This window comes from Pseudomonas sp. SO81 (genome assembly GCF_030374125.1).
Classification (GTDB): domain Bacteria; phylum Pseudomonadota; class Gammaproteobacteria; order Pseudomonadales; family Pseudomonadaceae; genus Aquipseudomonas.
In genome coordinates, this window is sequence record NZ_CP126126.1 from 1,643,807 (window position 1) to 1,662,213 (window position 18,407).

Consider the following 18,407-nt stretch of genomic DNA (forward strand, 5'->3'; position numbering starts at 1 on the left):
ACCCACAATCATCAGATTGTTTGGGTGTTATATGGTCAAGCCTCACGGGCAATTAGTATTGGTTAGCTCAACGCCTCACAGCGCTTACACACCCAACCTATCAACGTCGTAGTCTTCGACGGCCCTTTAGGGAGCTCAAGGCTCCAGTGAGATCTCATCTTGAGGCAAGTTTCCCGCTTAGATGCTTTCAGCGGTTATCTTTTCCGAACATAGCTACCCGGCAATGCCACTGGCGTGACAACCGGAACACCAGAGGTTCGTCCAACCCGGTCCTCTCGTACTAAGGTCAGCCCCTCTCAAATCTCAAACGTCCACGGCAGATAGGGACCGAACTGTCTCACGACGTTCTAAACCCAGCTCGCGTACCACTTTAAATGGCGAACAGCCATACCCTTGGGACCGGCTTCAGCCCCAGGATGTGATGAGCCGACATCGAGGTGCCAAACACCGCCGTCGATATGAACTCTTGGGCGGTATCAGCCTGTTATCCCCGGAGTACCTTTTATCCGTTGAGCGATGGCCCTTCCATACAGAACCACCGGATCACTAAGACCTACTTTCGTACCTGCTCGACGTGTCTGTCTCGCAGTCAAGCGCGCTTTTGCCTTTATACTCTACGACCGATTTCCGACCGGTCTGAGCGCACCTTCGTACTCCTCCGTTACTCTTTGGGAGGAGACCGCCCCAGTCAAACTGCCCACCATACACTGTCCTCGATCCGGATGACGGACCAGAGTTAGAACCTCAAGCATGCCAGGGTGGTATTTCAAGGATGGCTCCACGCGAACTGGCGTCCACGCTTCAAAGCCTCCCACCTATCCTACACAAGCAGGCTCAAAGTCCAGTGCAAAGCTACAGTAAAGGTTCACGGGGTCTTTCCGTCTAGCCGCGGATACACTGCATCTTCACAGCGATTTCAATTTCACTGAGTCTCGGGTGGAGACAGCGCCGCCATCGTTACGCCATTCGTGCAGGTCGGAACTTACCCGACAAGGAATTTCGCTACCTTAGGACCGTTATAGTTACGGCCGCCGTTTACCGGGGCTTCGATCAAGAGCTTCGCTTGCGCTAACCCCATCAATTAACCTTCCGGCACCGGGCAGGCGTCACACCCTATACGTCCACTTTCGTGTTTGCAGAGTGCTGTGTTTTTAATAAACAGTCGCAGCGGCCTGGTATCTTCGACCGGCATGAGCTTACGGAGCAAGTCCTTCACCCTCACCGGCGCACCTTCTCCCGAAGTTACGGTGCCATTTTGCCTAGTTCCTTCACCCGAGTTCTCTCAAGCGCCTTGGTATTCTCTACCCAACCACCTGTGTCGGTTTGGGGTACGGTTCCTAGTTACCTGAAGCTTAGAGGCTTTTCCTGGAAGCATGGCATCAACCACTTCACGTCCAAAAGGACGTTCGTCATCAGTTCTCGGCATTAAGATCCCGGATTTGCCTAAGATCTCTGCCTACCACCTTAAACACGGACAACCAACGCCGTGCTGGCCTAGCCTTCTCCGTCCCCCCATCGCAGTAACTAGAAGTGCAGGAATATTAACCTGCTTCCCATCGACTACGCATTTCTGCCTCGCCTTAGGGGCCGACTAACCCTGCGTCGATTAACGTTGCGCAGGAAACCTTGGTCTTTCGGCGTGCGAGTTTTTCACTCGCATTGTCGTTACTCATGTCAGCATTCGCACTTCTGATACCTCCAGCAAGCTTCTCAACTCACCTTCACAGGCTTACAGAACGCTCCTCTACCGCATCACTTACGTGATACCCGTAGCTTCGGTGTATGGTTTGAGCCCCGTTACATCTTCCGCGCAGGCCGACTCGACTAGTGAGCTATTACGCTTTCTTTAAAGGGTGGCTGCTTCTAAGCCAACCTCCTAGCTGTCTAAGCCTTCCCACATCGTTTCCCACTTAACCATAACTTTGGGACCTTAGCTGACGGTCTGGGTTGTTTCCCTTTTCACGACGGACGTTAGCACCCGCCGTGTGTCTCCCATGCTCGGCACTTCTGGGTATTCGGAGTTTGCATCGGTTTGGTAAGTCGGGATGACCCCCTAGCCGAAACAGTGCTCTACCCCCCAGAGTGATACATGAGGCGCTACCTAAATAGCTTTCGAGGAGAACCAGCTATCTCCGGGCTTGATTAGCCTTTCACTCCGATCCACAGGTCATCCGCTAACTTTTCAACGGTAGTCGGTTCGGTCCTCCAGTCAGTGTTACCTAACCTTCAACCTGCCCATGGATAGATCGCCCGGTTTCGGGTCTATACCCAGCGACTAAAGCGCCCTATTAAGACTCGCTTTCGCTACGCCTCCCCTATTCGGTTAAGCTCGCCACTGAATATAAGTCGCTGACCCATTATACAAAAGGTACGCAGTCACCCAACAAAGTGGGCTCCCACTGCTTGTACGCATACGGTTTCAGGTTCTATTTCACTCCCCTCTCCGGGGTTCTTTTCGCCTTTCCCTCACGGTACTAGTTCACTATCGGTCAGTCAGTAGTATTTAGCCTTGGAGGATGGTCCCCCCATATTCAGACAACGTTTCACGTGCGCCGTCCTACTCGATTTCACTTCTAAGACCTTTTCGCGTACAGGGCTATCACCCACTATGGCCGCACTTTCCAGAGCGTTCCGCTAAAATCAAAGAAGCTTAAGGGCTAATCCCCGTTCGCTCGCCACTACTAAGGGAATCTCGGTTGATTTCTTTTCCTCAGGGTACTTAGATGTTTCAGTTCCCCTGGTTCGCCTCTTGCACCTATGAATTCAGTACAAGATACCTAGGTTATCCTAGGTGGGTTCCCCCATTCAGAGATCTCCGGATCAAAGTCTGTTTGCCGACTCCCCGAAGCTTATCGCAGGCTACCACGTCTTTCATCGCCTCTGACTGCCAAGGCATCCACCGTATGCGCTTCTTCACTTGACCATATAACCCCAAGCAATCTGGTTATAGATTCGTAACGTGAAGACGACATTCGCCGAAAATTCGCGCTTGAACTCGCAAATTTTGCCTTGATTTGCTGAATGCAGTGAAACATTCAACAAGTCACTTCTATCACATACCCAAATTTTTAAAGAACAGTTCTGGCGCAAAGACCAGAAATCAACATTGAACTACCAATGTTCATTTCTGAGCTTTCAGCGATTATCGAGTTAATGGTGGAGCCAAGGAGGATCGAACTCCTGACCTCCTGCGTGCAAAGCAGGCGCTCTCCCAGCTGAGCTATGGCCCCATCTACGGACTTGGCCACATCCCTTGACAATTGGTGGGTCTGGGCAGATTCGAACTGCCGACCTCACCCTTATCAGGGGTGCGCTCTAACCAACTGAGCTACAGACCCAATCGTCTAACTCTCGGGTCTAAACCCAATCGCTTTTCGCAAGTGAATCAAGCAATTCGTGTGGGAGCTTATGAAGAAGCTGAAGTCTTCGATTAAGGAGGTGATCCAGCCGCAGGTTCCCCTACGGCTACCTTGTTACGACTTCACCCCAGTCATGAATCACTCCGTGGTAACCGTCCCCCTTGCGGTTAGACTAGCTACTTCTGGAGCAACCCACTCCCATGGTGTGACGGGCGGTGTGTACAAGGCCCGGGAACGTATTCACCGTGACATTCTGATTCACGATTACTAGCGATTCCGACTTCACGCAGTCGAGTTGCAGACTGCGATCCGGACTACGATCGGTTTTATGGGATTAGCTCCACCTCGCGGCTTGGCAACCCTTTGTACCGACCATTGTAGCACGTGTGTAGCCCTGGCCGTAAGGGCCATGATGACTTGACGTCATCCCCACCTTCCTCCGGTTTGTCACCGGCAGTCTCCTTAGAGTGCCCACCATAACGTGCTGGTAACTAAGGACAAGGGTTGCGCTCGTTACGGGACTTAACCCAACATCTCACGACACGAGCTGACGACAGCCATGCAGCACCTGTGTCTGAGTTCCCGAAGGCACCAATCCATCTCTGGAAAGTTCTCAGCATGTCAAGGCCAGGTAAGGTTCTTCGCGTTGCTTCGAATTAAACCACATGCTCCACCGCTTGTGCGGGCCCCCGTCAATTCATTTGAGTTTTAACCTTGCGGCCGTACTCCCCAGGCGGTCGACTTAATGCGTTAGCTGCGCCACTAAGATCTCAAGGATCCCAACGGCTAGTCGACATCGTTTACGGCGTGGACTACCAGGGTATCTAATCCTGTTTGCTCCCCACGCTTTCGCACCTCAGTGTCAGTATCAGTCCAGGTAGTCGCCTTCGCCACTGGTGTTCCTTCCTATATCTACGCATTTCACCGCTACACAGGAAATTCCACTACCCTCTACCGTACTCTAGCTCAGTAGTTTTGGAGGCAGTTCCCAGGTTGAGCCCGGGGATTTCACCTCCAACTTGCTGAACCACCTACGCGCGCTTTACGCCCAGTAATTCCGATTAACGCTTGCACCCTTCGTATTACCGCGGCTGCTGGCACGAAGTTAGCCGGTGCTTATTCTGTTGGTAACGTCAAAACAGCAAGGTATTAACTTACTGCCCTTCCTCCCAACTTAAAGTGCTTTACAATCCGAAGACCTTCTTCACACACGCGGCATGGCTGGATCAGGCTTTCGCCCATTGTCCAATATTCCCCACTGCTGCCTCCCGTAGGAGTCTGGACCGTGTCTCAGTTCCAGTGTGACTGATCATCCTCTCAGACCAGTTACGGATCGTCGCCTAGGTGAGCCTTTACCTCACCTACTAGCTAATCCGACCTAGGCTCATCTGATAGCGCAAGGCCCGAAGGTCCCCTGCTTTCTCCCGTAGGACGTATGCGGTATTAGCGTTCCTTTCGAAACGTTGTCCCCCACTACCAGGCAGATTCCTAGGCATTACTCACCCGTCCGCCGCTGAATCATGGAGCAAGCTCCACTCATCCGCTCGACTTGCATGTGTTAGGCCTGCCGCCAGCGTTCAATCTGAGCCATGATCAAACTCTTCAGTTCAATACTGCTTGGGTTTTGAGAAAACCCTAAACTTGGCTCAGCAATCGCATGCTCTATTTAAAGAGCTAAAACTCTCGAATTCACGAGTGTTACTTGCGTTGCTGATAATCAGTTGACCATCAGTCTTACATCACAAGCACCCACACGAATTGCTTGATTCAGTTGTTAAAGAGCGTTTCGGCGAAGTCTTTCGTCTCAACCGAGGCCGCGCATTCTACAGCAGCCTTTCAATCTGTCAAGCTGTTTTTGAAGAATTTTTCGTTTCTTCTCAACCGCTTGCGCTTCAGATTAGAACTTCTTCTCGTCAGCGGGAGGCGCATTCTACAGCGTTCAAAACCGCTGTCAACCACCTCTTTCAACCGCTTCCGATCTACCCGATCGAAGCAACCAACAAGATCAAACCACCACCTTGTCAGCCCGGCGCATTCTACTCAAATTCGCCATCCGGTCAATCTCTTTTTCATCCAACTCTTTGAATTTCAAGGAGTTTTCCGAGAGAACTGCGCCGGAAGTGGTGCGCATTATAGGGGACCAAATCTAACCGTCAACTCCTTTATGTAAAGTTTTTGTCATCTTCCCGCGAAGGGCCGGCAAAGCGCTCGCCACACCCGGCAGACGCAAGAGCATCAAAGCCCCGCCACAGGCCGCATAGACCGCCCACTCGCCTATATCGGAGCGCACAACCCACAGCATGTGTAGCAACGCCAGACCGAGAATCGGGTACACCAATTTATGCAGCTGCCGCCAACGCGCGCCCAGGCGGCGCTGACTGTACCGATTGGAAGTCAGCGCGAGCGGCAGCAGGCCAAGTAGCGCCAGCGTACCGACGATGATGTAGGGCCGCTCACTGATATCCGCCAACAGACGATCAAAGCGCAGACCGAGAATAAACAGTAGATAGCCGCAGAGGTGCAGCACTATATAGAGGAAGCACCACAGCCCCAGCTGACGGCGTACCGCCAACCAGCCACCCCAGGCGGTCAACCGGCGTAGCGGGGTCATGCTCAGCGTCAGCAGCAACAGGATCAGCCCACCCTGCCCCAGGCTATCCACCAGCACCTTGCCGGGATCGGGGCCAGTCAGCCGCTGCAGTCCCTCGTACAGCCAATACACGGGAAACGACAAGGCCACGAGAAACACCAACCCTCGCCAGATCGGGAAACGCATCAGTAATGCTTCCGCAGATCGAGACCGGCATAAAGGCTAGCCACTTCGTCATAGCCGTTGAACAGCCTGGTATCGATGACATTGGGACTGAACAGGCTATTGGGCAGACGGCGCTCGGTCGCCTGGCTCCAACGCGGATGGTCGACGCCCGGGTTCACATTGGCGTAGAAGCCATATTCGTCGGGCGCCAGACTTTCCCAAGTAGTTTTCGGCTGCTCCGCCACCAGACTGATGCGCACGATGGACTTGATGCTCTTGAAGCCGTACTTCCACGGCACCACCAGACGCAGGGGCGCACCATTTTGATTGGGCAGAACGCGCCCGTAGAGACCCACCGCCATGATCGCCAAGGGATGCATGGCCTCATCCATGCGCAGCCCCTCCACATAGGGCCAGTCGATCAGCGAGAATCCGGAGCGCACACCCGCCATCTGCTCAGGCGCCACCTTGGTTTCGAAACGGACGAACCTGGCATTGCCGGTCGGCTCGGCGCGCTTGAGCAGTTCGGCCAGTGGGAAGCCCAGCCATGGGATGACCATGGACCAGGCTTCGACGCAGCGCAGGCGATAGATGCGCTCCTCCAGCCGATGCGGCTGGACCAGCTGTTCGAGCGATACCGGGCCAGGCTTGGCCACCTCGCCATCGATCATCACCGACCAGGGCTCGACCTCGAGCTTGCCGGCGTGGCGCGCCGGATCGCCCTTATTGGTGCCGAACTCGTAGAAGTTGTTGTAGTGCGTGACATCCGGATAAGGCGTCAGCGCCTCTTCACCCGCCGTTACCGCTTGCCAGCGCACAGCGGTCAGCTTCTCGGCAAACCAGCCGGGCATGGAACCGGGCTCGACATGCGCATATCGAGTGGCATCCGCTTGCGCCGGCAACACACCCAACGCCATGGCTCCGCCAGCAGCGGCCATGAAATGGCGCCGGGAGAGATAAACGGCTTCGGGAGTGATATCGCATTCGCGCTCTGCGGACGCGAGGGGGGTCTTGATCAGCATGGCGGGCTCCACAGCCTGGACATCGAATGCGCCAGTAGACTGCGGAGCCGCGAGAAAATTACATCACTCGGCCGCTTTGCGCCGACGCAGTTGCAACAAATATTGCACAGGACCGGATGCCGCGTAGGCGAGGAAGATCAGCAGCAGGATGCGGGGCGGGTCGCTGAACACCACGGCGAACACCAGCACCACGATCAGGATTGCCACGAAAGGCACACGCCCCTTGAGGTCCAGGTCCTTGAAGCTGTGGTATTTGATGTTGCTGACCATCAGCGTACCGGCGGCAGCCACCAGCAGGGCGACCACGAAGGCCATGTTCGAGCCCTTGATGCCGAAGTCGCTGAAGGCCCACACGGTACCGGCCACCAATGCCGCAGCAGCTGGGCTGGCCAGGCCGATGAAGTAGCGCTTGTCGGCCTTGCCGACCATGGTATTGAAGCGCGCCAGACGCAGCGCGGCACCGGCCACATAGATGAAGGCGACCATCCAGCCGACTTTGCCCAGGCTACCGAGAGCCCACTCGAAGGCGACCAGTGCCGGCGCGACGCCGAAGGCAACCATGTCGGACAGCGAGTCGTATTCGGCCCCGAAGGCGCTTTGGGTGTTGGTCAGGCGAGCGACGCGGCCGTCGAGGCCGTCGAGCACCATGGCAACGAAGATGGCGATGGCGGCGTGATCGAACTGGCCGTTCATGCCATTGACGATGGCGTAGAAGCCGGAAAACAGCGCCGCCGTGGTGAACAGGTTGGGCAACAGATAGATGCCACGGTGGCGGACCTTGCGGCCCTCGGCATCCTGGCCTTCTTCCACGTGTTCATCGATGGGCAGCAGGCTCTCCGGTTCGGGAGCCTTGCCGGAGTCCTCGGGACGTTCGTTCATGAACAATACCTTGCAGCGATTGGATGAGACTTCGACCGATACCACCGACGCAGGTTCGCCGGCGGCACGGCTAAACGAGTGGGCTTTATACCAGAAGCCCGCTACGCGCATAAAAAAACGCGGCCGAAGCCGCGTTCTTTTTCGAACATCGAAAGACTCAGTTCTTGGTCTTGTCGACGATCTTGTTGGCGGAGATCCACGGCATCATTGCACGCAGCTTCTCGCCGACCACTTCGATGCCGTGAGCGGCATTGTTGCGGCGGTAGGCGGTCATGGACGGGTAGTTGGCCGCGCCTTCGCTGATGAACATCTTGGCGTATTCGCCGTCCTGGATGCGCTTCAGGGCGTTGCGCATGGCCTGACGGGATTCGGCGTTGATGACTTCCGGTCCGGTCACGTACTCGCCGTACTCGGCGTTGTTGGAGATCGAGTAGTTCATGTTGGCGATGCCGCCTTCGAACATCAGGTCGACGATCAGCTTCAGCTCGTGCAGGCACTCGAAGTAGGCCATTTCCGGCGCATAGCCGGCTTCGACCAGGGTATCGAAACCGGCCTTGACCAGCTCGACGCAACCGCCGCAGAGAACGGCCTGCTCGCCGAACAGGTCGGTTTCGGTCTCGTCCTTGAAGGTGGTTTCGATGATGCCGGTACGGCCGCCACCCACGCCAGCGGCGTAGGACAGGGCAACGTTCTTGGCATTGCCGGAAGCGTCCTGGTAGATGGCGATCAGGTCAGGGATGCCGCCGCCTTTGACGAACTCGGAACGCACGGTGTGGCCCGGAGCCTTCGGCGCGATCATGATCACGTCGAGGTCGGCACGCGGTACGACCTGGTTGTAGTGGATGGAGAAGCCGTGGGAGAAGGCCAGGGTGGCGCCCTTCTTGATGTTCGGCTCAATCTCGTCCTTGTACAGACGGCCCTGGAACTCATCCGGGGTCAGGATCATGACCAGGTCGGCATTGGCAACGGCGGTGGCCACGTCGGTCACTTTCAGGCCATGGGCCTCGGCCTTGGCGACGGTAGCGGAGCCCTTGCGCAGACCAATGGTGACATCAACACCGGAGTCCTTCAGGTTGCACGCCTGAGCGTGGCCCTGAGAGCCGTAGCCGATAACGGCGACTTTCTTGCCCTGGATGATGGAGAGGTCGCAGTCTTTGTCGTAGAAAACTTTCATGTTCTTGGCTCTTCTGGATCGAATGAAGGGGGTGCTCAGCACCGCTACGGAGGCACCTTAAGCCATCCTCTCCATTGCGTAAAATGATATATTTGCAATACAACATGCCGATATATGAAACGGATATGGACAGCCACGCACTCAGGCTTTTTCTTTCTTTGGCAGACAACCTGCACTTCGGTAAAACCAGCCGTGAACAGCACGTCAGTCCTTCCGCCCTCAGCCGCAGCATCAAGCAACTCGAAGATGAACTTGGCGCCCCGCTATTTCTGCGCGACAACCGCTCGGTGCGCCTGACCCGCGAGGGCCAGCAGTTTCGCGAGTACGCCCAGGAAGTCATGAACGGCTGGCAGGCCATCCGCCAGACATTCAAGCAGGACCAGTTGATCCTGCACGGCGAGCTCTCCCTGTATTGCTCGGTCACGGCCAGCTACAGCTTTCTGTACGACATCCTCAGCAGCTTCCGGCAGAACTACCCGCGCATCGAGATGAAGCTGCACACCGGCGACCCTGCCAAGGCCGTCGAGCGCGTGCAGCAGGAACTGGAAGACCTGGCCATCGGCGCTCGCCCGGACAACCTGCCGACCGACATCGCGTTTCAGCCCATCGCCCGCTCCGAGCTGCGCTTCATCGGCCCCCAGTCATCGCAGCTACTCAGCGACGAACAACTGAAACACCCCAGTGCGGAAAGCTGGAAAGACGTACCGATGATCCTCTCGGAAGAGGGGCTGGCGCGAACGCGCACCGACCGCTGGCTGAAGAGCCACAACATCAAGCCGCGCATCTATGCCCAGGTGAGCGGCAACGAAGCCATCGTCAGCATGGTGAGCCTGGGGTTCGGCATCGGCGTGGTGCCACAGATCGTGCTGGACAACAGCCCGCTGGCCGCACGAATCCGCATCTACGATATCCAGCCGCCGCTGACCGCTTACGACATCGGCCTGTTCGCCCTGCAGAAGCGCCTCAAAGATCCGCTGATCGCCGCCTTCTGGAACCGCCAGAAATAAAAAGCCCCGCACTGGGCGGGGCTCTTTCGCAACATGACGATCAGATACTCAGGACCTTGTCGCCACGCGCAATACCGGTGACACCGCTGCGTACGGTCTCCAGGATCGACGCGGTGCCGATGGCCTGGATGAAGCTGTCCAGCTTGTCGCTGGTACCGGTCAACTGGATGGTATAGACGCTGCTGGTCACGTCGACGATCTGCCCGCGGAAGATGTCGGTGGTGCGCTTGACCTCGGCGCGCTGGGCACCCGTGGCCTTCACTTTCACCAGCATCAGTTCGCGCTCGATGTGGGCGCTTTCCGACAGATTCACCAGCTTGACCACTTCGATCAGCTTGTTGAGGTTCTTGGTGATCTGCTCGATCACATCGTCATGCCCCACGGTGGTCAGCGTCAGACGCGACAGGGTCGGGTCCTCGGTCGGCGCCACGGTAAGGCTTTCGATGTTGTAGTTGCGCTGGGAGAACAGGCCGACCACGCGGGACAGGGCGCCGGGTTCGTTTTCCAGCAACAGGGAGATAATATGGCGCATGTTCAGGTCCGCTCCGTCTTGCTCAGCCACATGTCACGCATGGCACCGCCGCGAATCTGCATCGGGTACACGTGCTCGCTGGTATCCACGGCGATGTCGAGGAACACCAGGCGGTTCTTCATGGCGAAGGCTTCTTCCATCTTCGGCTTGAGGTCTTTCAGGTCGGTGATGCGCATGCCCACGTGACCATAGGCCTCGGCCAGCTTGACGAAGTCAGGCAGCGATTCCATGTAGGAGTGCGAATAACGGCTGCTGTACTGCATGTCCTGCCACTGGCGAACCATGCCCAGGGCACCGTTGTTCAGGTTGATGATCTTCACCGGCAGGTCGTACTGCAGGCAGGTCGACAGCTCCTGGATGTTCATCTGGATGCTGCCCTCGCCGGTGACGCAGGCCACGTCGGCCTCCGGGAAGTTCAGCTTGACGCCCATGGCCGCTGGGAAGCCGAAGCCCATGGTGCCCAGGCCACCGGAGTTGATCCAGCGATTGGGCTTGTTGAACTTGTAGTACTGCGCCGCGAACATCTGGTGCTGGCCCACGTCGGAGGTGATGTAGGCGTCGCCACGGGTCACTTCGCTGAGGGTCTCGATCACCGCCTGCGGCTTGATGATGCTGCCGTCGCCCTCGTTGTAGGGGAACAGGCGGCCGCTACCGCGCCACTCGTCGATCTGCTTCCACCAGTTGGCGACGGTTTCCTTGTTCGGGGTCTCGCCGATTTCCTTGAGGATGGCGACCATCTCGGTCAGCACGCTGTCCACCGGGCCAACGATCGGGATGTCGGCCTTGACCGTCTTGGAGATCGAGGCCGGGTCGATGTCGATATGGATGATCTTGGCGTTCGGGCAGAACTTGGCCGCGGTCTCACCGTTGATTACACGGTCATCGAAACGCGCGCCAACGGCCAGAATCACGTCGGCGTGGTGCATGGCCAGGTTGGCGGTGTAGCTGCCGTGCATGCCGAGCATACCAACGAACTGGCGATCGGTGCCGGGGAATGCGCCAAGACCCATCAGGGTGTTGGTCACCGGAATATTGAGCATGCGCGCCAGCTCGGTCAGCGGCTCGGAAGCGCCGCCCATTACCACGCCGCCACCGGAGTACATGACCGGACGCTTGGCGGCCAGAATCATCTCGGCGGCCTTGCGGATCTGTCCCGAATGGCCACGGGCAGCCGGGCTGTAGGAGCGCAGCTTGACCTTCTTCGGGTAGCTGTACTCGAACTTCTGCGACGGATCGCCCATGTCCTTGGGGATATCCACGACCACCGGGCCGGGACGACCGGACTGGGCGAGGTAGAAAGCCTTCTTGATCACTTCGGGGATTTCCGAAGGATGCTTGATGATGAAGCTGTGCTTCACGATCGGACGCGAGATACCGACCATGTCGGTTTCCTGGAAGGCGTCGGTACCGACCACGGTGCTGGGCACCTGACCGGAGATGATCACCATCGGGATCGAGTCCATGTAGGCGGTGGCAATGCCGGTAATGGCATTGGTCGCCCCCGGGCCGGAAGTCACCAGCACCACACCAGCCTTGCCGGTGGCGCGGGCGTAGCCGTCGGCCATGTGAGTGGCGGCCTGCTCGTGACGAACCAGGATGTGGGTAACTTCCGGTTCCTTGAACAGGGCATCGTAGATGTGCAGGAGGGCACCGCCCGGGTACCCATAGATGTACTTAACGCCTTCGTCACGCAGCGAGCGGACGACCATTTCAGCGCCGGATAAAAGCTCCACGTTGTTCACCTCTAGAACGCCAGATCACCACCCGACAACGAGTGGTCCTTTGAGTAGGTCTTACTGGTCAGCGGACGGGCGCGACTGTGGTCGCTGATAATGCAGGGGTCTGCCTGACGAGTAGCGGAACGGCCCAATCTTGCGGAGCCTTTCCTTCCCAGCGCGAGGTAACGCGTTGCGGGTGTAACGGGGGTCGGCACGGATAGCGCCTTTTTCCACTGAGCTGAGGGACGCTTGCGGCGGACCTCACAACAGCACGAAGGGCCGATTGTTCGGATTAGCGAACGCCAAGTCAAGTTATACGTCACAGTTTCTTGCGCTACCGGCTTGTGACATGGCGCAGGATGAAGATTCGCGGGTTTTGGTTATAGTAACGGGCAGGTTTTGCTGCCGATATAAAGGAAACGACATGCGTCGCATGATTCTCGCGTGCAGTGTGCTGCTCGCCCTGAGCACTGGTGCCACTGCCGGCCAGATTTACAAGTGGGTGGATGGCCAAGGCAATGTTCACTTTGGCTCGCAGCCGCCGGAAGGCCAGGATGCCGCAGCGGTCAATCCGAATATCTCCCAGCCCAAGGTAACCGCGCCGGCTGCACCGACGCTGAAGACCGAGGCGAAGGATGAGGAACAGGAGAAGCTCGATCAGCAGGCCCGCAGCCAGGCGGCCGAGCGCGAGGAGGAAATGAAGGTCTATTGCGAACGCATTCGCAAGGATCTGGCGCAGATGAAGGCAAGTCCTCGCGTACGCATCGATGACGGCGGCGAACTGCGTCGCCTTACTGAAGAAGAGCGCCAGGACCGCATCGCCAAGAGCGAGGCATCGATCAAGGAAAACTGCCAGTAACGAGCAACTCGTAAGGGAGCGCTCAGCGAGCACTCCCGATGAGACGATCGAACTCTCCCAGCGCCGCCAACAGCGCCCCCACCTCAGCCTCACGCCCCTTGTAGCGCTCTTCGGCCATCGGCCGGATGCCGGATGCCGTCGGCAGAGGGCCCGCAGCCTCCAGCAACTGTTTCATCCGTGGCAAGAACAGCCACTGCAGCCAAGCCTCGAAGTCCAAGGTGTCGACGCAGAATGGCTGTTGGCTGGCCAGCGCCTCGGCAGACGGCGACTCGGCCGACCACATACCCAGCACACGCAACTCCCGCTCGATCAGCAGAAGTTGATCGGCCAACGCCGAGACGCGCGAATCCATCAGAGATTGACCCGCGCCCGTTCACGGGCCTGAGCGGCGCCGGCGGGGTCGCCCTGACGCTCACGAGCCTGACCGATCAGCCCCCACAGGCCGGCCTGCAGGGCCGGGCGACCACTGGCGAAGCTCAGACCACGGCGCGCCAGCTGTTCGGCCTGGGCCGCATCCCCTTGGGCCAGACGCACCTCGGCCAGGCGATAGAGCACCTGCGGCTCCCGCGGGGCTATGCGCTGGGCACGCTCCAGGCTGGACGAGGCGCCTTCCAGATCACCGCTGCCCTGTTGCTGCTGGGCGCTGGTGAGCAGCGCCAGCACCGGACCATCCAGCTGTTCATCGCCGGCCAGGCTACCGCCGGCGGGAATACCGCTGGGCATGCTGGGTGAGCTCGGCTGCTGATAGGCACCCGCGCTGGAAATCGGGCCGCTGCTCAGCGGCGCCGAGCCGTATGTAGCCGGCGTCGCGCTGCTGCCGTCAGGATAGGTTTCCAGCGGCGCGGAAGTCACGCCGCCCGGCACCATAACCACCACGCCGGAATCCTCCGGCAGGCTCTGGGGCTGCGCCTGTTGCGGCTGGGCACTCGTTGCACCGCGGCCGGCGAAGGCGCCCTGCTCGTCTTCCATCAGGCGACCCGAGGAGTCCTGCACCGGAATCGCCCCCCTGGGCACACTGGCGCAACCGGACAGAACCGCCGACGCCAGCAATACGCAAACCCACCACTTAGCCATGCATTTTCTCACTTCAGCGAATTCAGTTGAGCCAGCCACGCACCCAGTCCATCACGTTGTCCGCCGGAGCCTCCAGCAGGCCGCAGGGCTGACCGGGAGCCGGCTCGCTGCCGCGGATATAGGGTATTTCCACAGCATTCGGGCAGCCAGCGGCGGAGCCCTGGCCGCTATAAGCGTCCACCCAGGCCGGCGTGACATTGTCCGGCATCGGCATATCCAGCGGCAGCGGATCGGCCTTTTTCATGAAACCGGTCCAGACCTGTAGAGCGCCGGTGGCGCCGGTCAGCGGTGTCGTGCCGTTGTCGTCGCGCCCCATCCATACCACTGCCAGCAGATCCTGACTGAAGCCGGCGAACCAGCTGTCACGCGAGTCGTTGCTGGTACCGGTCTTGCCAGCCAGATTCAGCGACGCCGGTAGCTGACTGTACACCGAGCGCCCGGTGCCTTCGCGCATGACCCGCTGCATGGCGTTCTGCACCAGGTAGATGGCGCCCGGATCGAAACGCTGCTGGATCTGGAAGGGGTAGCGCTTGAGCGGCTCACCCTCGGCGGCCAGCACGCTGCGAATACCGCGCAACGGCGTATTGAAGCCGCCGTTGGCCAGGGTCTGGTACATGGTGGCCACTTCCATCGGACTCAGCGCGCCGGCGCCCAGCAGCATCGAAGGATAGGCCGGCCACTCACGCTGGACGCCCAGGCGCTCGAGGGTTTTGAGCACATTCGGCACGCCCAGTTCCAGGCCCAGCTTGGCAGTCGACAGGTTGTAGGAGTTGGCCAGGCCCTGATAGAGATAGATGGAGCCGTGGGCCTTGCCGTCGTAGTTCTTCGGCCGCCAGACCTGGCCATCCTGACCCTTGACGGAGAACGGCGTGTCCTCCAGCCAGCTGGTCAGGGTGTACTGACTCGGACGCTCAAGGGCGGTGAGATACACGGCCGGCTTGATCAGCGAGCCGATCGGCCGATTGGCGTCCAGCACCCGGTTGAAACCGGCGAAGCGCGGCTGGCGACTGCCGATCAGCGCCTGTATCTCGCCGGTCTCCGGATTGGTAACCACCATGGCCGCTTCCACTTCGTCCACACCCTTGCGCCCCGATAGGCGCTTGAGGGTCTCGCCCAGCGCCGACTCGGCCTTGAGCTGCAGGATCGGATCGAAGCTGGTGAAGATGCGCAGGCCTTCTTCGGTCAGGTCTTCCTCGCGGTAGTCCTCGCGCAGCTGGCGCTTGACCAGGTCGAGGAAGCCGGGGAACGAGCTGTCGGCCAGGCTGCCGCGCTTGGTCACGCCCAGCGGCTTCTGCTTGGCCGCCTCTGCCACTTCGGCGGTGACCACGCCCTGCTCCGCCAGCAGATCGAGCACCAGATTGCGGCGCTTGAGCGCCAGCTCCGGATTGCGCCGCGGATTGTATACGGTCGGCCCCTTGACCATGCCGACCAGCAGGGCTACCTGCTCGAGCTTCAGCTCGCCCAGTGGTTGACTGAAGAAGTACTGGCTGGCAAGACCGAAACCATGCACCGCGCGCTGGCCGTCCTGACCGAGGAACACCTCGTTGAGGTAGGCCTCGAGGATTTCCTTCTTGTCGTAGTGCAGCTCCAGCAACACCGCCATCATGGCTTCGGTCAGCTTGCGGGTCAGGCTGCGCTCGCTGGTGAGGTAGAAGTTCTTCACCAACTGCTGGGTCAGGGTACTGCCGCCCTGGCGCAGCTGGCCGGCCGTCGCGTTGATCCACACGGCGCGGGCGATGCCCTTGGGCGACACACCGAAGTGATTGAAGAACTCGCGATCCTCCACCGCCACCAGAGTCTCGACCAGGTACGGCGGCACCTGATCCAGCTTGATCAGGATGCGGTCCTCGTGATGCGCCGGGTACAGGCCGCCGATCAGCAGCGGCTCCATGCGCGCCACCGCCAGCTTGGCACCACTGCCCTGATTGAGGCCGGCCACGTAGTCGCCGGAGAACTTCACCCGCACCCGCTGGGCCGGTTCGTTGCCCTCGTAGAACTGGAAGCCGCGGGTATGCAGGTCGACCAGATTGCCGTTCACCGCCGCCGCACCCGGGCCGTTGGCGGCGCCTTCGCGGCGATAGCCGAGGGCATCCAGCTCGGTGAGGAAGTCCTCCTTGCTCAGCTTCTGGCCGACGAACAGCTCCAGCGGCCGCGCGTAGACCTTGGCCGGCACCGTCCAGCGCTTGCCGGAGAATTTCTCCTGCACCACGGCGTCCAGGTAAACGGCGAAACCGGCCAGCAGCACCAGGCCGACCAGCGACAGCTTGAACAGCCAGCCCAGCCAGGAACGGCTGCTGGCGCGGCGCTTGGCGCCTTTGCGGGGGGTACGGGAACGAGTCATGGCGCGGCATTATACGCACTTTGCCAGGGGCCGACAGGCGCGCCCCGGCGGTTTGCAGAGCGCCTCACAGCGGCCATAATGCCGCCTCTTATCGATGCCAGAAGCACAAGGAAAGACCGTGAGCCAAGCCCTGATCGCCGCCCTGCAGAACCCGGCCCTCTACCCCCATCCGGTGGAAGGATTCCAGGTCATCGAGACGCACATCTCCTGGGTGCTGCTCACTGGTCCCTACGCCTACAAGATCAAGAAGCCGGTCAACTTCGGCTTCCTCGACTTCACCGACCTGGGCAAGCGCCAGCACTTCTGCGGCGAAGAGCTGCGCCTCAACCAGCGCCTAACCGAAGGCCTGTACCTGGACGTGCTGCCGATCACCGGCAGCGAGAGCGCCCCGCAGCTGGGAGGTGAAGGCGCGGCCATCGAATACGTGCTGAAGATGCGCCAGTTCCCGCAGACCCAACTGCTCAGCGCCGTGCAGTCGCGCGGCGAGCTGACCCCGGCGCATATCGACGCCTTGGCCCAGCAGATCGCCGACTTCCACGGCCGCACCCCGGCAGTGGCTGTCGACCACCCGCTGTGCGAGCCGCAAGCCATCGTCGCGCCGATGCGGCAGAACTTCGTGCAGATCCGCCCGCTGCTGTCCGACGCCGCCGACCTGCGCCAGCTCGAGGCCCTGGAAGGCTGGGTGGAAACCAGCATCGCCCGCCTGGAGCCGCTGCTGGCCCGGCGCGCCGAGACCGGCGCGATCCGCGAGTGCCATGGCGATATCCACCTGGGCAACGCCACCCTGCTCGATGGCAAGGTCGTGCTGTTCGACTGCATCGAATTCAATGAAGAGTTCCGCCTGATCGACATCGCCCTGGACGCCGCCTTCCTCGCCATGGACCTGGAAGACCGCGGCCTCAAGGCCCTGTCGCGCCGTTTCGTCAGCGCCTGGCTGGAGCGCAGCGGCGACTACGACGCCCTGGAGCTGTTCAACCTCTACAAGGCCCACCGCGCCCTGGTGCGGGCCAAGGTCGCGCTGTTCAGCCTGGCCCACCAGAGCGACGCGGTGCAGAAGGCCGCCACCCTGCGCCAGTACCGCAACTACGCCAACCTGGCGGAAAGCTACAGCGCCATTCCCACGCCGTTCCTGGCCATCACCAGCGGCGTCTCCGCCGTCGGCAAGAGCCAGGTGGCACTGCGCCTGGTCGAAGCCTTGGGCGCGATTCGCCTGCGTTCGGACGTGGAGCGCAAGCGCCTGTTCGGCGAGCAGCCGGACGCCGCCAAGGGCAGCCTGAACGACGGCATCTACAGCGCCGAAGCCAGCACCGCGACCTATGCCCGGCTGCATCAGCTGGCAGAAAGCGCCCTGCACGCCGGTTTCCCGGTGGTGCTGGACGCCGCCTACCTCAAGCACGACCAGCGCGCCGCCGCCTGGCAGGTCGCCGAGCAGAACGGCGCGCCGTTCCTGATCCTCGACTGCCAGGCCCCGCAGGACGTAATCGCCGCCTGGCTGCTGCAACGCCAGGCCGAGGGCAACGACCCGTCCGACGCCACCCTCGAAGTGATCCAGGCCCAGCAAGCCAGCCGCGACGAACTGAATGCGGACGAGCAGGCCCACAGCCGCCGCGTCGACACCCACCAGGCGGCCAGCCTGGACGGCCTGATCGACAGCATTCGCCAGCGTCTGCCCGGGCTCTGAGTCGCA

13 protein-coding genes, 2 tRNA genes and 2 rRNA genes are annotated in these 18,407 nt (G+C 59.9%); 4 read left to right on the forward strand and 13 right to left on the reverse strand.

Translation table 11 applies throughout. The features are described from left to right. Positions 1-31: 31 nt before the first annotated feature. From OH686_RS07930 to OH686_RS07945, 4 genes are all read right to left on the reverse strand, one after another. Positions 32-2,923: ribosomal RNA gene (locus OH686_RS07930) — 23S ribosomal RNA — on the reverse strand. 231 nt (positions 2,924-3,154) lie between these two features. Continuing rightward, positions 3,155-3,230: transfer RNA gene (locus OH686_RS07935), tRNA-Ala, on the reverse strand. A gap of 31 nt (positions 3,231-3,261) precedes the next feature. Next, positions 3,262-3,338, reverse strand: a tRNA-Ile gene (locus tag OH686_RS07940). A gap of 93 nt (positions 3,339-3,431) precedes the next feature. Continuing rightward, a 16S ribosomal RNA gene (locus OH686_RS07945) occupies positions 3,432-4,968 on the reverse strand. Together the 16S and 23S rRNA genes with 2 tRNA genes alongside form the textbook arrangement of a ribosomal RNA operon. A gap of 149 nt (positions 4,969-5,117) precedes the next feature. On the opposite strand from OH686_RS07945, the gene OH686_RS07950 reads away from it, so the two are divergent. Next, positions 5,118-5,444: a hypothetical protein gene (locus OH686_RS07950; RefSeq protein WP_289533598.1), complete on the forward strand. Its 327-nt coding sequence runs from the start codon at positions 5,118-5,120 to the stop codon at positions 5,442-5,444. A gap of 61 nt (positions 5,445-5,505) precedes the next feature. On the opposite strand, the gene msrQ is transcribed toward OH686_RS07950, so the two are convergent. From msrQ to ilvC, 4 genes are all read right to left on the reverse strand, one after another. Then, positions 5,506-6,135 carry a protein-methionine-sulfoxide reductase heme-binding subunit MsrQ gene (gene msrQ, locus OH686_RS07955; protein WP_289537571.1) on the reverse strand — a complete coding sequence of 210 codons (630 nt, stop codon included), beginning with the start codon at positions 6,133-6,135 and terminating at the stop codon, positions 5,506-5,508. After that, positions 6,135-7,136 carry a protein-methionine-sulfoxide reductase catalytic subunit MsrP gene (gene msrP / locus OH686_RS07960; protein WP_289537573.1) on the reverse strand — a complete coding sequence of 334 codons (1,002 nt, stop codon included), beginning with the start codon at positions 7,134-7,136 and terminating at the stop codon, positions 6,135-6,137. The genes msrQ and msrP overlap by 1 nt, the downstream gene beginning before the upstream one ends. Before the next feature lie 63 nt (positions 7,137-7,199). Then, positions 7,200-8,015: a CDP-diacylglycerol--serine O-phosphatidyltransferase gene (gene pssA, locus OH686_RS07965; RefSeq protein WP_137974867.1), complete on the reverse strand. Its 816-nt coding sequence runs from the start codon at positions 8,013-8,015 to the stop codon at positions 7,200-7,202. 157 nt (positions 8,016-8,172) lie between these two features. Then, positions 8,173-9,189 carry a ketol-acid reductoisomerase gene (gene ilvC / locus OH686_RS07970; protein ID WP_137974868.1) on the reverse strand — a complete coding sequence of 339 codons (1,017 nt, stop codon included), beginning with the start codon at positions 9,187-9,189 and terminating at the stop codon, positions 8,173-8,175. A 125-nt stretch (positions 9,190-9,314) separates the two neighbouring features. Between ilvC and ilvY the strand changes: the two genes are divergently transcribed. After that, positions 9,315-10,196 (forward strand): HTH-type transcriptional activator IlvY, encoded by an 882-nt coding sequence (gene ilvY / locus OH686_RS07975; protein WP_289537579.1) that lies wholly within the window; start codon positions 9,315-9,317, stop codon positions 10,194-10,196. A 40-nt stretch (positions 10,197-10,236) separates the two neighbouring features. On the opposite strand, the gene ilvN is transcribed toward ilvY, so the two are convergent. Both ilvN and OH686_RS07985 read right to left on the reverse strand, forming a co-directional pair. Next, positions 10,237-10,728 carry an acetolactate synthase small subunit gene (gene ilvN / locus OH686_RS07980; protein ID WP_137974870.1) on the reverse strand — a complete coding sequence of 164 codons (492 nt, stop codon included), beginning with the start codon at positions 10,726-10,728 and terminating at the stop codon, positions 10,237-10,239. 2 nt (positions 10,729-10,730) lie between these two features. Continuing rightward, positions 10,731-12,461, reverse strand: a complete 1,731-nt coding sequence (locus tag OH686_RS07985; RefSeq protein ID WP_289537583.1) for an acetolactate synthase 3 large subunit — start codon at positions 12,459-12,461, stop codon at positions 10,731-10,733. A 409-nt stretch (positions 12,462-12,870) separates the two neighbouring features. Between OH686_RS07985 and OH686_RS07990 the strand changes: the two genes are divergently transcribed. Beyond that, positions 12,871-13,305: a DUF4124 domain-containing protein gene (locus tag OH686_RS07990; protein WP_289538866.1), complete on the forward strand. Its 435-nt coding sequence runs from the start codon at positions 12,871-12,873 to the stop codon at positions 13,303-13,305. Between the two features lie 22 nt (positions 13,306-13,327). Here the strand turns inward: OH686_RS07990 and OH686_RS07995 are convergent, their stop codons facing one another. Genes OH686_RS07995 through mrcB form a run of 3 tightly spaced genes read right to left on the reverse strand, consistent with a single transcriptional unit; the run spans position 13,328 to position 16,720 of the window. Beyond that, entirely contained in the window at positions 13,328-13,657 is a 330-nt protein-coding gene (locus tag OH686_RS07995) for a YqcC family protein (protein WP_289537585.1), read from the reverse strand. Then, complete coding sequence (locus tag OH686_RS08000; protein WP_289537587.1) at positions 13,657-14,379, reverse strand: tetratricopeptide repeat protein; 723 nt, start codon at positions 14,377-14,379, stop codon at positions 13,657-13,659. Before OH686_RS08000 ends, OH686_RS07995 begins: the two co-directional genes overlap by 1 nt. 22 nt (positions 14,380-14,401) lie before the next feature. Then, complete coding sequence (mrcB, locus tag OH686_RS08005) at positions 14,402-16,720, reverse strand: penicillin-binding protein 1B (protein WP_289537589.1); 2,319 nt, start codon at positions 16,718-16,720, stop codon at positions 14,402-14,404. A gap of 118 nt (positions 16,721-16,838) precedes the next feature. Here mrcB and OH686_RS08010 point away from each other — a divergent pair, with 118 nt between their 5' ends. Continuing rightward, the gene (locus tag OH686_RS08010; RefSeq protein WP_289537591.1) at positions 16,839-18,401 is read left to right on the forward strand and encodes a bifunctional aminoglycoside phosphotransferase/ATP-binding protein; all 1,563 of its coding nucleotides are present in this window, start codon (positions 16,839-16,841) and stop codon (positions 18,399-18,401) included. The last annotated feature ends 6 nt before the right edge of the window (positions 18,402-18,407 follow it).

Coding starts and splice junctions, on each gene's coding strand:
- msrQ (WP_289537571.1), bottom strand. CDS start 6,135: ATGCGTTTCCCGATCTGGCGAGGGTTGGTGTTTCTCGTGGCCTTGTCG.
- msrP (WP_289537573.1), bottom strand. CDS start 7,136: ATGCTGATCAAGACCCCCCTCGCGTCCGCAGAGCGCGAATGCGATATC.
- pssA (WP_137974867.1), bottom strand. CDS start 8,015: ATGAACGAACGTCCCGAGGACTCCGGCAAGGCTCCCGAACCGGAGAGC.
- ilvC (WP_137974868.1), bottom strand. CDS start 9,189: ATGAAAGTTTTCTACGACAAAGACTGCGACCTCTCCATCATCCAGGGC.
- ilvY (WP_289537579.1), top strand. CDS start 9,315: ATGGACAGCCACGCACTCAGGCTTTTTCTTTCTTTGGCAGACAACCTG.
- ilvN (WP_137974870.1), bottom strand. CDS start 10,728: ATGCGCCATATTATCTCCCTGTTGCTGGAAAACGAACCCGGCGCCCTG.
- OH686_RS07990 (WP_289538866.1), top strand. CDS start 12,871: ATGCGTCGCATGATTCTCGCGTGCAGTGTGCTGCTCGCCCTGAGCACT.
- OH686_RS07995 (WP_289537585.1), bottom strand. CDS start 13,657: ATGGATTCGCGCGTCTCGGCGTTGGCCGATCAACTTCTGCTGATCGAG.
- OH686_RS08000 (WP_289537587.1), bottom strand. CDS start 14,379: ATGGCTAAGTGGTGGGTTTGCGTATTGCTGGCGTCGGCGGTTCTGTCC.
- mrcB (WP_289537589.1), bottom strand. CDS start 16,720: ATGACTCGTTCCCGTACCCCCCGCAAAGGCGCCAAGCGCCGCGCCAGC.